This window comes from Ruegeria sp. G7 (genome assembly GCF_056535465.1).
The window spans coordinates 91072-104183 of sequence record NZ_JBQFIL010000001.1; the positions used below are offsets into that span (position 1 = coordinate 91072).

Below are 13112 nucleotides of genomic sequence, written 5' to 3' on the forward strand. Positions count from 1 at the left end.
GATTGCAAGGGGATTAAAGTTGAATTCGCCAGCTTTGTTCCACCAGATCGACGCCGAATGAGTGCACCGGCTTGCTGTCGATCAGGTGCCACCCTGAGGCGCGATAGAGCGCGCAGGCGGCGGCGTGACTTTCATGGGTCCACAGCACCATTTCCTGATACCCGGTATCGCGGGCAAAGCCCATACAGGTAGACAGCAGGCGCTTGCCCAGCCCCTGCCCGCGCGCTTCAGGCACCAGCAAAAACAGGCGCAGTTTGGCGGTTTTGTCATCCGCCCTGACACAGAAGATACTGCCCAAGCGTTCGCCTGCGTGCTCGGCGATCCAACCTTGTTCGCAGCTGGGATCGTGATCGGCTATGAATTCATCCAGGATGCGCGCGACCAGCTTGCCGAAACTGTGGTCGAACCCTTCGTCACGGGTATAGAGAACGTCGTGCTGTTCGACCAACCAAGGCGCATCCGCGGCGGTAAACGGTCTAAGGGTAATGTCATCCATGTCGCACCTAAACGCATAGCCTGCTTGATTCTCGCCCCATCGCACGTTAGCACCAAATCGCATTTCCCGGAGGCGCAAATGGGCATCAACACCGAACGCGATATCGAAGCGAATCTACAGATCGGGCCGACCGATCAGGGCATGGTGCGCCTGTTCATCGAAGGTGCAGGGATCGAGATCCCAATGGATTTCGACCCCGAAGAGGCGGAAGAAATCGCCGAGGAAATCCGCGCCGCCGCTGAAGCCGCACGCGCCGTCAAAGGCTAAATCCGCGGATCGCGCAGGGCCTGCAATCTGCGGGCCGCGTCGACCGCGAATTTCTGCACCATCTTCTTGCGCCGCGCCGGGGCCAGTTTGCTCTCCGGCCCCATTCGGATGATCTCGGCGTCATAGGCATCAGCGATGATCAGCCCTGTTTCTGCAGGCAACAGTTCGGTCGGGAACGCGATATCGACGGCCCAGAAGAATCGGTCGCACCAATCCAGATAGCCCTGCCATTTGGAATCCGACTGATAGTCGGCCCGGCTGGATTTACACTCGACCACCCATAATTCACCCTTCGGGCCAAGCCCCATCACATCGACCCGCAGCCCACGCGTGGGGACGAATTCTTCAATTGAAACATAACCATGGGTCAACAGGTGGCGCGAAACGCCCCGCGCGAGCCTCTGTCCGGGTTGCAGGTCCAGTGTCATATGAGAAATGTGAACAATTAGTGAACAAAAATCAAGAAGCTTGCTCTTGCGCTGCGGGCATCCAAACCCTAGTTAAACCCGTGGCGGGTTCTGCCCTTCTTGTGACAGGTAGCATTCTGGTGGCCTTAAGCAATTCCGAGGGGGCTGGCTCTGTTCAGGTCCTGGCCTGATTACCTGGCGCCCACCTGTACATACAGGTCCTCGGGAATCAAACCGCACGGTTGACTGGTGGTCCCGCCACATTTTCCAAGATATTTCAGCGCCTTGCGCGGGCTTCCTGTTTCACGGACGCGGGTTTCAGCCCATGCGCAACCGGTGTGCCCCCGCGCGGTTTGTTGGGCTTTTCGGCCATGCTCATGATTGCATAAGCGAATTGCACGCCAGCAAAGACGATGCCGTTCATAAACCAGATCATCAGAAGTGCGATCAGGCCGATCTCGGAGCCGGAGATCAGGTGGCGCAGGTTAGCCACGTTAAGGGCCAGAAGAACCCCGACAAACACCGCCGAGATGACGAACCCCCACGCGACCTGTGTGATGTAAAGGCGGATCAGTTTGGGCATGGCGAACCTCGTTGCTCTGATGCCCTGAGTCTAGTGCATGTCCGCGCCGCGTAAAGGCGTCAGAACGCCTCGGGTTGGGCCTCGCGCGCCATGTGGTCCAGAACTGCGTTCACGAATTTGGGTTCTTTGCCTTCGGGGAAGAAGGCGCGGGCCACGTCGACGAATTCGGTGATCACGACCTTGGGCGGCGTGTCGCTTTGGGTCAGTTCTGCGCCTGCAGCGCGGAACAGGGCGCGCAGGGTCGGGTCGATGCGCGCGATGGGCCACTTGGCGACCAGCGCCCGGTCGGTCATCTGGTCGATGGGGGCCTGATAGTTCACGGCATCATCAACCAGCTTGCGGAAAACGCTGATATCACCGTCCAGCATCTCTTCGCCCTCATAGACCGCACCAAACCGATGATCCAGAAACTCGGTCACGACCGCCTCGGTCGTCTGGCCGGATTGCTCCATCTGGAACAGCGCCTGCACGGCGTAAAGCCGGGCGGCGGATTTCATCAGGCGTTTCTGGTTGGCCGGTTTCGGCGCGTCGGTCTTTGTCATGCTGTCGAGGGTCCGTTGCTGTCGCCCGCCACAAGGATGGACTCGGACGGCGGCTTGAAACCGACGCCCTTTTTGGAAGAGCCCCACTTACGGCTGAGTGCGATCAGATGCAAGGCCGCAGCGGCCGCGCCGCCGCCTTTATTCATCTTTTCGGGATTGGCACGCACCTCGGCCTGCTCGTCATTCTCTACAGTCAGGATGCCGTTGCCGATCAGCAGGCCCTGTAGGCCCATCAACTGGATGGCACGGCTCGAGTCATTGCAGACGGTCTCATAATGTGTGGTCTCGCCCCGGATCACACAGCCCAGCGCAACATAGCCGTCATAGTTGCACTGACGGTCGGCCATCGCAATAGCGGTCGGGATTTCCAGCGCGCCGGGCACTTCGACGACGTCACACGTGCCGCCTGCAGCCTCGATCTCGGCCTTGGCACCGGCGACCATGTTATCGGCGATGGCACGATAGAACGGGGCCACCACCAGCAGCAGTTTCACCGGTTTATCGAATGTCGGGGTCGGCAGGACGCCGTGTTTGTCTTGTTCAGCCACGATCAGCCCTCCTTGAGAATGGAACGGGTGCCGACGATGGACAGGCCAAATGCGTCGAGCCCCAGATATACGGTTTCGGGCGAGTCGGTCAGCAGCACCAGTTCCTGAATACCCATCTTGGACAGCATCTGCGCGCCCAGACCGGTTTGCTTGATCGTGCGTGGGCCATCGTCATCCACCGCATAAAGCGAGTTGCGCGGCTGCCGGAACAGGCACACCACGCCGCGGCCTTCCTCGGCGATGATCTGCATCGCGCGGGGCAGTTCTTGCGGCGATTTCGGGCCGAGGCCCAGAATGTCGGGCGCTTCGTGCAGGGCGTGGGTCCGGGTCAGAACCGGCTCGGGCGTGGTGATGTCGCCCTTGATCATGACCACGTGTTCGATGCCATGGGTCTGATCGGTGAAAATCCGCATCTCCCATTCGCCACCATATTCCGAAGTCACGGTATCGCGCGAGGTTTCGACAACCAGATTGTCATTGCGCGAGCGGTAGGTGATCAGGTCGCTGATGGTGCCGATCTTCATGCCATGCTCTTTGGCAAAGGCCACCAGATCGGGCAGCCGCGCCATGGTGCCGTCGGGTTTCATGATCTCGCAGATAACACCCGCCGGGTTCAGCCCCGCAAGGCGCGAGATATCCACGGCAGCCTCGGTATGACCCGCGCGCACCAGCACCCCGCCCCGCTTGGCGCGCAGCGGAAAGACATGCCCCGGTGTCGCAATATCTGCCATCGTGTTCTGTTCATTGATCGCCGTCGCCACGGTCAACGCCCGGTCAGCGGCGGAAATGCCGGTCGAGACCCCCTCGCGCGCTTCGATCGATACGGTGAACGCCGTCTCGTGCCGCGATGAGTTGTTCACCGCCATCATCGGCAGACCCAGCGCCTCGATCCGTTCCGCCGTCATCGGCAGACAGATCAGGCCGCGCCCGTGAGTGGCCATGAAGTTGATCGCCTCGGCATCGGCGAATTCGGCGGGAATGACCAGATCGCCTTCATTCTCGCGATCTTCATGGTCGACCAGGATGTACATCCGACCCTTGCGGGCGTCTTCAATGATGTCTTCGATCGGGCTGATCGCCTGGCGCAGTTGCGCCTCGACCGGGCCGGGGGTTTCAAAGCTCATGGGGCAGCCTTTCAGATGGCGGGTTTGCTGCGCGGAATAGACCAGAGCGGGCGCAAAGGCCAGAGCGCAAAGTCAGGACATCTCGGCCAGGCGCGCCACATACCGCGCCAGCGTATCGATTTCGAGGTTCACGCGGTCCCCCACCGTCACATCGCCCCACGTCGTAACCTCTTTGGTGTGCGGGATGAAGTTGATGCCAAAATCGCACCCGTCGACGTCGTTCACCGTTAGCGAGGTGCCGTTCAGCGCAACCGAGCCTTTGGGCGCGATGAACCGGGCAAGATCAGCGGGCGCACGCAGGGTGACGCGAGTGCTGTCGCCCTCGTCCTCGACGGCTACGACCTCGGCTACGCCATCGACATGACCCGAGACGATATGGCCGCCCAGTTCATCACCCACTTTCAGCGCACGTTCCAGGTTGACCCGTTTGCCCAGACGCCAGCTGTCCAGATTTGTTTTCGACACCGTCTCGGCACTGATCTGCACGTCGTACCAGTCATCCCCCAGCGCGATCACCGTCAGGCAAACGCCGTCGCTGGCGATTGATGCACCGATATCGATACCCGCCGTGTCATAGGCGGTCTTGATCCGGGCGCGCAGGTCGCCCTGTTGATCCAGTTCGGAGACAGTACCGATGTCGGTAACGATCCCTGTAAACATATTCGTAACCCTCAGAGCCTAGCGTTGAGCCTGCAGGTAAAGCCCGATAACCCAACCGGCAAGCCCCGCCTTGCCGTCAAAGTGACAAAGAGGCATATTTTTAGCAAGACGCACCACTCCACCACGGCACGAGCACACCGCATGAGCCCATCCAACCTTCGCCCGAACCGGCGTGTGTTTCTGTTTTTGCAGGGGCCCCATGGCCCGTTCTTCAACGCGCTTGGCCGGATGCTGCGCGCGACGGGTGCGCGCACGCTGCGCGTCGGCTTCAACGCGGGCGATCAGGCCTTCTGGCGTGATGGAGCCACCTATATCCCCTATCTGGGCAAGCCCGAACACTGGCCGCAGGCGTTCTGTGATCTGATTGACGAACATGATGTGACTGACATTGTGCTGTATGGCGACACCCGTCCGATACATGCGCAGGCCGTGCGCATTGCGAAACAGCGCCATCTGACAGTTCACGTTTTTGAAGAAGGCTATCTGCGTCCATGGTGGGTCACCTACGAGCGCGACGGATCAAACGGGAACTCTCGGTTGATGCACCTGGATGTGGCCGACATGCAGAGAGCGCTGGCGCAATCTGACGGCCCAACTCCGCCGCCCCCCTCCCATTGGGGCGATATGCGCCAGCACATCTTTTATGGCGCACTCTACCATTGGTTCGTTTTGTTCCTGAACCGCCGCTACCGCAACTTCCGATCTCACCGAGAGCTTCCGGTCGCAAGAGAATTTCGCCTGTATTTCAAACGCCTGGCACTGATGCCATTTCACCGTATGCAACGCGGTCTGGCGACGGCGCGCGTCAAATGGGGCGGGTTTCCCTATCATCTGGTGCTGCTGCAGCTTGGCCATGACAGTTCGGTCCAGTCGCATTCCGATTTCACCTGCATGAGCGCGTTTCTGGAACAAGTCATTGCCGGATTCGCCAAGGGGGCACCCGCCCACCATCACCTTGTTATCAAGGAACACCCACTGGAAAACCATCGGGAGCCTTTGCGCCAGCTTGCCCGCAAGTTTGCCCGTCTCCACGGACTTGCTGACCGGGTGCACTATGTGCCGGGGGCAAGCTGGCCAAACTGCTGACCGAATCCGTATCGGCGATCACCGTCAACTCGACTGCAGGGCAGCAAGCCTTGTGGCGCGGCATCCCGCTCAAGGCGTTCGGAAGGTCCGTCTACGATAAGCCCGAGTTCGTATCCGGCCAGGGTATCGAAGCCTTTTTTTCAGCCCCGCAGGCCCCGGATGCCGCCGCATATCGCACCTATCGCCAGTTTCTGCTTGAAACCAGTCAGGTGGCCGGAGGGTTTTATTCGCATCGCGGGCGGCGACAGCTGCTGCGCCGTGCAGTCGACCTGATGCTGCAGCCGCACGATCCCTATCAGGCCGTTCTGGACCGCGACGCGACCGCCGCGCCACAGTTGCGCCTCGTTCGCTAAACCCGCTCAAGTCGCGCTGGAAGTTTCGCGATCAACCGGATAATCTACGCAAAACAAAGACGACTGAGGGACACCGGCAGTGCAGCGCTTTTCTACCCGATGGATGCGGGCAGCTTCTTTTGTGGCAGCCCTTGGATTGCTGGCGGCATGCCAGCTTCCGAAAGCTGGTCCAAGCAAGTCTGAAATTCTGGCCGGGTCTACTGTAAACGGCGGCGATGCGTTTGTTGTCGAGGTGGATGATCGCGTCGCGCGTGCCACAGCCGCCGTACCGCAATTCGGTTTCTCGCAATCCTTCCGAGGCGCGGAAAGCATAGCTTCGGATACTGTTCGCCCCGGCGACACGCTGAATCTGACGGTCTGGGAAAATGTCGAAGATGGCTTGCTGACCACGGCCGCGGGCGGCGCCGCCAATCTCAGCGAACTGCAGGTCGACAGCGACGGCTTTATATTCGTGCCCTATGCCGGACGCGTGCGCGCGGCGGGAAATACGCCCGAACAGTTGCGTACGCTGATCGCCTCTAAACTGGAAGAACAGACGCCGGATCCTCAGGTCCAGGTAAGCCGCACCCCCGGCGATGGCTCCACCGTGTCGCTGACAGGCACGATTGGCGCGCCGGGCATCTACCCGATCGAGCGGCCCACCGGCACATTGTCGACCATGCTGGCCAGCGCTGGTGGTGTGGCTGTCGCGCCCGACATCGCATTGGTGACCGTCATACGCGGCAAACAGCGCGGAACGATCTGGTACAATGATCTGTTCCGCAACCCAGAAACCGATATTGCGCTGCGCGGCGGTGATCGCATTCTGGTCGAACAGGACAGCCGATCATTTGTAGCGCTGGGTTCGACCGGCGGGCAATCGCGTGTGCCATTCGAAAGCCAGGATCTTTCTGCGCTCGAGGCTTTGGCCCAGGTCGGCGGATTGCAATCATTGTCCTCGGATCCGACCGGCATTTTTGTGCTGCGCAAAGAACGACAAGACATCGCGCGCAACGTGATGGGCCGGGCAGACCTGCAGGGTGATCAGCGCATGATCTATCTGCTGAACCTGACTGCGCCGAACGGCCTGTTCGTAGCCCGTGACTTTGTCATCCGCGACGATGACACAATCTATGTAACCGAAGCGCCGTATGCACAATGGACCAAGTCGATCTCGCTGATCGCGGGAGGGCTGACGCCAATCGCGAACGTGGCGACCCTGACGGGTGGCTGATACATGCTGCCCGAACAGGAACAATCGGCCGGGGGCGCACGCTCTCGGCTTTTTGTTTACAACGGCGGGTTTCTGACACAGCGCAGAGTCCGACGCATTCTGTCTTTGGCGGGCTACGACCTGAAACTCGGTCGACCTGAAACAGGCGACCTAATCGGCGTCTGGGGCAACAGCCCGACGGCTCATCGCGGCCTGCAAGTTGCCAACAAGAGTGGCGCGCCCGTCTTGCGGGTCGAGGATGCATTTTTGCGCTCGGTTCGACCCGGGCGCGCAGGCGAACCGCCGCTGGGACTGCTGCTGGATCGGTCCGGCCTGCATTTCGACCCCAGCGCCCCGTCCGACCTCGAGGTTTTGCTGGCCACCCACCCGCTGGACGACACCGCGCTGCTGAACCGCGCGCGCGACGGCATGGCCCGGATGCGCGAAGGGCATCTGAGCAAGTACACGGGCTTTGATCCCAACCAACCACCCCCCGACCCCGGGTATGTCCTTGTCATCGACCAGACGCAGGGCGATGCCTCGGTCACCGCGAGCCGGGCCGACCGCGCGCGCTTTCTTGAAATGCTGTTCGTCGCGCAAGAGGAAAACCCCAGTGCGCCCATTCTGATCAAGACCCACCCGGAAACTGCCGCGGGCCACCGAAATGGCTACTTCGAGGATGTGGACCAGAACGACCGCGTAGCCTTTCTGACCGATCCGATCAACCCGTGGTCGCTGCTGGACGGCGCGATTGGCGTTTACACTGTGTCCTCGCAGATGGGGTTCGAGGCGATTCTGGCCGGACACAAACCGCGCGTCTTTGGCCAGCCCTTCTATGCGGGCTGGGGTCTGACGCAGGATGAGTTTCCCGTGCAGCGCCGTCAGCGCAACCTCACGCGGGCTCAGATGTTTGCTGCAGCCATGATCCTGTATCCCCGCTGGTATGATCCGTTTCATGACTGTCTTTGCGATTTTGAGACTGCGTTGAACGCGTTCGAGGCCACAACCCGTGCGTGGCGTGAGGATCACAATGGCTGGACCGCGTCCGGCATGCGGGTCTGGAAACGCCGTCACCTACAGCAAATGTTCGGGCAACACGGCAAACTGCGCTTTGTCGCCCAGCCCCCGAAACCGCAAACACAGCCGCATATGAGTTGGGCCAGCCGCGCCGGTGACGCGCCGGATGTGGTCCGGATCGAGGATGGGTTCCTGCGCTCACGCGGGTTGGGGGCTGAACTGGTGCCTCCTCTGTCGCTGGTCACCGATGATCTGGGTATCTATTACGACCCCACCCGCCCCAGCCGTCTTGAGGAATGGATCGCCGCGCGCGAAACCCTGCGCCCGGATCAGAACCAGCGGGCCGAACGGCTGGTGGCCCTGCTGCTGGCCGAGGGTCTGAGCAAATACAACACCGGAAATCCCGCCGTCCCCCTGCCCCAGGGGCGTCGCATTCTGGTGCCCGGACAGGTCGAGGATGACGCCTCTATCCGCCTGGGCACCGGTGCTGTCCGCACCAATCTGGACCTGCTGCGTGCCACACGCGCGGCCAACCCGGATGCGGTTCTGATCTACAAGCCCCACCCGGATGTCGAGGCCGGGCTGCGCGAGGGGCAGATCGACGCCGAGGGTCTGGCCGACGTGGTTGCCGCTGACACCCATCCGGCCGCTTTACTGACGCAAGTCGATGTGGTTTGGACCATGACCTCGTTGATAGGGTTCGAGGCACTGTTGCGCGGCGTTCAGGTCACCACGCTCGGCGCGCCGTTCTATGCCGGCTGGGGGCTGACGACTGATCTTGGCGCGGTTCCGGCGCGGCGTGGCGCGCGGCCTTCGCTGTCGGGTTTGGTGCATGCAGCGCTGATCGACTACCCGCGCTATTTCGATCCTGTCACCAAGCAGCCCTGCCCGGTCGAAATCGCGGTCGAGCGGCTGGCGCATGGCGCCCCGGCATTTACCGGGCCGATCAATCGGATTCTGTCAAAACTGCAAGGCGCGTTTGCAACCTACGCCCATCTGTGGCGCTGACCTTCAGCGCGTTGTGCGGACCCAGCGGTGCAAAACGTCTGGGCCCAGAAGCTGCGTTTCGACCAGATCAAACCGGGGCGCATTGTCCAGCGTATTCAGGCCCAAGGCTCCGATCGCGGGCAGACCTTCTGCACCGATGGTCAGACCGGCGGTAAAGCCTGCAAGCTCATCCACCAGATCACCTCGCAGCAGCGAGGCGGCCAGCGCCGATCCACCTTCGCAGAACACGCGCGTCAATCCTGCCTGACCCAGTTGTTGCAACAGGTCAGCGGCATCAACATGATGCCCCTGCAATGCGCAGGGGATCAGTTTGGCGCCCAACCCCTCCCACGCGCGGGCGCGTTCGGGGTCGGGGTGCGGACCATGGCACAACCAGACTGGAACCTCGGTCGCGGTGCGGGCCAGATGCCCCATCAGCGGCAAATCCAGATGGCGAGAGACAACCACACGCACCGGCTGTTGCGTGATGCCCAGATCGCGCACGGTCAGCGACGGATCATCCGCCCGCGCCGTCCCGGCACCAACCATCACCGCATCGTGACGGGCGCGCATGGCATGCACCGCGCGCCGTGCCTCTGGTCCGGTGATCCATTGGCTGTGGCCGGTCTCGGTCGCGATCCGGCCATCAAAGCTGCTGGCCAGCTTAAGCGTCACGAACGGGCGGCCCTGCTCGGTTTTCAGAAAGAACCCGGCGTGGTCTTGCTCGGCCTCATACGTCAAGACACCGGTCTGCACTTCAATCCCCGCGGCGCGCAACATGGCAAAGCCCTGCCCGGCCACGCGCGGGTCGCTGTCTTCGACAGCGCAGACAACACGCGCGACACCCGCGTCGATCAGGGCCTGCGCACAGGGCGGGGTTTTGCCGTGATGCGCGCAGGGTTCCAGCGAAACATACGCGGTCGCACCCTGCGCCGCCGATCCGGCCCGCGCCAGAGCCTCGGTCTCGGCGTGGGGGCGTCCGCCGGGCTGGGTCCAGCCCCGACCGACAATCCGGTCATCGCGCACAATCACACACCCGACGGACGGGTTGGGCCAGCATTGCCCCTGACCGCGCCGCCCCAGAGACAGGGCCAGCGCCATAAATCGCTTATCTGTTTCGCTCACTCATCCGTCGTGGGCTGCGGCGGGCGCAACTCGTGGACGAACTCCTCGAAATCATCGGCCGCCTGGAAATTCTTGTAGACACTTGCAAAGCGAACATACGCAACCGTGTCGATCCGGGCCAGCGCCTCCATGACGATTTCACCGATTTTGTTGGACGGTATATCCGTCTCACCCATGCTTTCCAAACGGCGTACGATGCCCGAGATCATCTGGTCGATCCGATCCGGTTCGATGGGTCGTTTCTGCATCGAGATGCGGATCGAACGCTCCAGCTTGTCGCGGTCGAAATCCTCGCGCTTTCCGTTGGTTTTGATGACCACCAGATCGCGCAGTTGTACCCGTTCATAGGTGGTGAACCGACCACCACATGCGGGGCAGAACCGACGCCTGCGGATCGCGACGTGATCCTCTGCAGGGCGTGAATCCTTGACCTGAGTGTCGATATTTCCGCAAAACGGGCAGCGCATCCGCCGTCTCCTCGTCCCTAGTTCCGCCTCTTTTGTAAGCACTACGGCTTACTTATCCACAACTATAGGGCAGCCGCTAGGATTTGGGTAGTCGGAAATTTTCACCGCAATATAAAGCGTCACGCAAAATGCGCGGCAACCTTGCGCTGATGGGGTGCGCTGCGGTGTTCAAACAGGTAGATGCCCTGCCATGTGCCCAAAACAGGCCGCCCGCCCGAGACCGGGACCGACAGCGACACCGGAATCATGGCCGCCTTGATATGGGCAGGCATGTCATCCGGCCCCTCATAGGTGTGGCGCAGATAGGCCATGGATGGATGGTCAGACGACGGTACCAGCCTGTCAAAAAACGCGTGCAGATCGGTCTGAACCTCGGGATCGGCGTTTTCCTGGATGAGAAGCGAGCACGAGGTGTGCCGCACGAACAGAGTCAGCAGCCCGTCTGATGTAGAGGGCAGCCAAGCGCGCACTTGGCCGGTGAACTCATAAAGGCCGGCCCCGTTCGTCTGGATTGTGAATTCGGTTTGGCGCACGGGTCAACGCGTGTTTGCGCGACCGTTGCATCGACCATTGGCGCGTTGCACAGACATGCTGTATCCCGGTTTGAACCCGGCTGAAACAAATCCCTGCTGCGATCCGTTTGCTGGCATCTGCATTGAAAATTGCACGGCGGTCTTGCGTCCTGTCGTCACGCTCGGTCCGTAACCGCGCAGCACATAGATTCTGTCTTGCCAGCCTGCGCCCAGGTTTCGACGCGCATAATCAGCTGCGGTACACCAATAACCACCCGAGTCCATGCGCGGCCCCGGAGTAACTTCGAAATCGGTGCCATTGAGCGCGTGCGCCTGATAGCCGTTGCGCGCTGCACTTGGGTTGGCAGACACGCCCAGCATCACCAGGATCATAAGCATCAGCGAGCTAAACTGTTTCATCATCACCATCTTCCAGTTTCAACTTGATAGCTAGAATAGTAAATTGCACTTTCAAATCACTGTGCCCCACAATCATGTCAGGCAACACCCTGTTTTTCCCCATCCGGCACCAGCCACCCCGTATAGCGGATCAGCACCCCAAGACCCGGCGCATGAGCGCCGATATCGAAGTAGAAGCGCGACTGATCATCCTGACCTTCGGAAGAGGTCGATCTGGGCCGCAGCATCCTTGGGCATGGGATGCCAAGCACACTGACGCGATGGATGTCGATCGCAATGCCGGATTGAGTCAGCACCGGGCGCAGCCAGAGGGTCAGGGCGCCCATACGCTCTCGAACGCAGCCGCGGCGCTCATCAAAACGCAGGTGTGATCGTGTGCGGTGACCGGCAAACTCGCGCACCCACAGCCAATCCTTATCATTGCGGCGAATGGTAATCGCCACTGGAACATCGTCGCCCGCAGGCGGAAACCCTCCGGCCCACAGCGCCAATGCGATCAGCCGCCCCCGCCCGCGTGTGATACTGCAGCGCCCGTGGTACCGACCCCCGCCTTGATGGAAAGCCCGGATCGCTGCAGGCAGATTGGGTGACTTGCCCAGCGCCTGCAGGAAGGGATCGGGCTCAGTATCCATCGCTGGCAAACCGCGCCCTTACCTCGAAATTCGGGACGAGGCAGCTGTCGCGACGTCCAAAAAGCGTATATCGATTTCTGGCAATCGCATGATACAGCGGGTCTTTCATCCAGCGTGGCAGGTACCTGCACAGACCCAACACCCACCATGCCCCCGGCAAGACACGCATAGCGGCGGCAAAGGCATCCAACCTCTGATGGACCCGCCCGTCGACGATCACAAGGTTGGTCTCGAAATCGGCAACTGGCAGGCCAAGCTGCGCATACAGGCGCTGCCCCAGAGCGGACTGCGCAGTGGCAAATCTAAAGCGATGCTCAGTATCGCGGTGCAGCATGAATCGAAAGAACCCCGAACAGAGCACGCATTCGCCGTCAAAGACGATCAGATCCGGTTCAGAAATCGTCAGGTCCCGCATCTTTTTTCAAAGGATTGCCAGCATGTTTGTCGAATTTGGCACGCCTGTCTGTCGGTGGCAATGCGACACGCAGGGCGCAAGGTTTGAAGTGTCGGGGAACCCGTTGAAACGGTTTGGTGGACCATTCGCCCAGGCTCTGACCTCTTCCCCGTGAGGCGCTGACCCGACAACATCTAGAGATTAGGCCGGGATCCACCGGCATGTCTTGGCAATTTCGGTCAACTCCTTGTGCGGATTGGACATCTGAAAGACTCGCACTGAGCGCAGATTTGGCGTTAG

Annotated in this window: 16 protein-coding genes and 1 pseudogene; 4 read left to right on the plus strand and 13 right to left on the minus strand. The window is 60.9% G+C overall.

Annotated features, from left to right (window positions below; translation table 11 throughout):
- Positions 1-13: 13 nt before the first annotated feature.
- Positions 14-496, minus strand: coding sequence for an N-acetyltransferase family protein (locus tag ACR3EN_RS00435; RefSeq protein WP_480819578.1), 483 nt, complete (start codon positions 494-496; stop codon positions 14-16).
- A 78-nt stretch (positions 497-574) separates the two neighbouring features.
- Between ACR3EN_RS00435 and ACR3EN_RS00440 the strand changes: the two genes are divergently transcribed.
- A complete protein-coding gene (locus ACR3EN_RS00440; protein ID WP_480515802.1) occupies positions 575-763 on the plus strand; it encodes a DUF6324 family protein in 189 nt (62 codons plus the stop codon).
- Here ACR3EN_RS00440 and ACR3EN_RS00445 read toward each other — a convergent pair.
- The 6 genes from ACR3EN_RS00445 to ACR3EN_RS00470 form a co-directional block, all read right to left on the minus strand.
- The gene (locus ACR3EN_RS00445; protein ID WP_480819577.1) at positions 760-1191 is read right to left on the minus strand and encodes an MmcB family DNA repair protein; all 432 of its coding nucleotides are present in this window, start codon (positions 1189-1191) and stop codon (positions 760-762) included. The genes ACR3EN_RS00440 and ACR3EN_RS00445 overlap by 4 nt on opposite strands.
- 256 nt (positions 1192-1447) lie before the next feature.
- Positions 1448-1753 (minus strand): hypothetical protein, encoded by a 306-nt coding sequence (locus tag ACR3EN_RS00450; protein ID WP_480819576.1) that lies wholly within the window; start codon positions 1751-1753, stop codon positions 1448-1450.
- Between the two features lie 59 nt (positions 1754-1812).
- Positions 1813-2295: a transcription antitermination factor NusB gene (gene nusB, locus ACR3EN_RS00455; RefSeq protein ID WP_480819575.1), complete on the minus strand. Its 483-nt coding sequence runs from the start codon at positions 2293-2295 to the stop codon at positions 1813-1815.
- Positions 2292-2843, minus strand: a complete 552-nt coding sequence (locus ACR3EN_RS00460) for a 6,7-dimethyl-8-ribityllumazine synthase (RefSeq protein ID WP_480857182.1) — start codon at positions 2841-2843, stop codon at positions 2292-2294. Before ACR3EN_RS00460 ends, nusB begins: the two co-directional genes overlap by 4 nt.
- A 2-nt stretch (positions 2844-2845) precedes the next feature.
- Positions 2846-3967 (minus strand): 3,4-dihydroxy-2-butanone-4-phosphate synthase, encoded by a 1122-nt coding sequence (gene ribB / locus ACR3EN_RS00465; RefSeq protein WP_480870194.1) that lies wholly within the window; start codon positions 3965-3967, stop codon positions 2846-2848.
- A gap of 72 nt (positions 3968-4039) precedes the next feature.
- Positions 4040-4627: a riboflavin synthase gene (locus ACR3EN_RS00470; protein WP_480819572.1), complete on the minus strand. Its 588-nt coding sequence runs from the start codon at positions 4625-4627 to the stop codon at positions 4040-4042.
- 141 nt (positions 4628-4768) lie between these two features.
- On the opposite strand from ACR3EN_RS00470, the pseudogene ACR3EN_RS00475 reads away from it, so the two are divergent.
- From ACR3EN_RS00475 to ACR3EN_RS00485, 3 genes and pseudogenes are all read left to right on the plus strand, one after another.
- Positions 4769-6066, plus strand: a pseudogene (locus ACR3EN_RS00475) (capsule biosynthesis protein).
- A gap of 79 nt (positions 6067-6145) precedes the next feature.
- Entirely contained in the window at positions 6146-7279 is a 1134-nt protein-coding gene (locus ACR3EN_RS00480) for a polysaccharide biosynthesis/export family protein (protein WP_480819570.1), read from the plus strand.
- A 3-nt stretch (positions 7280-7282) separates the two neighbouring features.
- On the plus strand, positions 7283-9283 hold the full coding sequence (locus ACR3EN_RS00485; protein WP_480819569.1) for a capsular polysaccharide biosynthesis protein: 2001 nt from the start codon (positions 7283-7285) through the stop codon (positions 9281-9283).
- 3 nt (positions 9284-9286) lie between these two features.
- On the opposite strand, the gene ribD is transcribed toward ACR3EN_RS00485, so the two are convergent.
- The 6 genes from ribD to ACR3EN_RS00515 all read right to left on the minus strand — a co-directional run bounded on the left by ribD (position 9287) and on the right by ACR3EN_RS00515 (position 12833).
- Positions 9287-10387, minus strand: a complete 1101-nt coding sequence (gene ribD, locus ACR3EN_RS00490) for a bifunctional diaminohydroxyphosphoribosylaminopyrimidine deaminase/5-amino-6-(5-phosphoribosylamino)uracil reductase RibD (protein ID WP_480819568.1) — start codon at positions 10385-10387, stop codon at positions 9287-9289.
- A complete protein-coding gene (gene nrdR / locus ACR3EN_RS00495; protein WP_480469369.1) occupies positions 10384-10854 on the minus strand; it encodes a transcriptional regulator NrdR in 471 nt (156 codons plus the stop codon). Before nrdR ends, ribD begins: the two co-directional genes overlap by 4 nt.
- Positions 10855-10973: 119 nt before the next feature.
- The gene (locus ACR3EN_RS00500) at positions 10974-11387 is read right to left on the minus strand and encodes a secondary thiamine-phosphate synthase enzyme YjbQ (protein WP_480819567.1); all 414 of its coding nucleotides are present in this window, start codon (positions 11385-11387) and stop codon (positions 10974-10976) included.
- Positions 11388-11390: 3 nt separating this feature from the next.
- Positions 11391-11795: a hypothetical protein gene (locus ACR3EN_RS00505; protein ID WP_480819566.1), complete on the minus strand. Its 405-nt coding sequence runs from the start codon at positions 11793-11795 to the stop codon at positions 11391-11393.
- Positions 11796-11863: 68 nt separating this feature from the next.
- Complete coding sequence (locus ACR3EN_RS00510) at positions 11864-12418, minus strand: DUF4166 domain-containing protein (RefSeq protein WP_480819565.1); 555 nt, start codon at positions 12416-12418, stop codon at positions 11864-11866.
- Positions 12408-12833 carry a thiol-disulfide oxidoreductase DCC family protein gene (locus ACR3EN_RS00515; RefSeq protein WP_480819564.1) on the minus strand — a complete coding sequence of 142 codons (426 nt, stop codon included), beginning with the start codon at positions 12831-12833 and terminating at the stop codon, positions 12408-12410. The genes ACR3EN_RS00510 and ACR3EN_RS00515 overlap by 11 nt, the downstream gene beginning before the upstream one ends.
- Positions 12834-13112 lie beyond the last annotated feature (279 nt).